1 protein-coding gene is annotated in these 237 nt (G+C 62.9%); it reads left to right on the top strand.

Annotation, left to right across the window (positions count from 1 at the left end; all coding sequences use genetic code 11):
- Positions 1-237, top strand: a 237-nt coding sequence (locus tag ACTFO6_RS19710; RefSeq protein WP_439935985.1) for a hypothetical protein, incomplete at both ends; no start/stop codon positions are given.

The raw sequence follows: 237 nt of genomic DNA, 5'->3' as shown, positions 1-237 counted from the left end.
GGGCCTGGCGACCCGCTACGCGCTTCAAGCGCTCAACCCCTTTGCGCTGGTTGGCGCCGACTACAGTGCGTTCAACGTGAAGGGCGAGTTGGACCTTTTCGATCCCGCGACGGGCAACGGCGACTTCACCCCGCACTATCTGACCGACCGTGCTGATTTTCTTGCGCGCAGGCTTTGGTTCAGCGCCGAGGACATCGAGCCGGTCAATCCCACCTATGGCTACGACGGTGCCGACCA

Origin of the sequence: Pelomicrobium sp. G1, from assembly GCF_051905455.1 — a bacterium.
Taxonomy (GTDB): Bacteria; Pseudomonadota; Gammaproteobacteria; order Burkholderiales; family UBA6910; genus Pelomicrobium.
The sequence above is the reverse complement of the archived record's forward strand: the minus strand, read 5'-3'. Positions and strand labels throughout refer to the sequence as shown.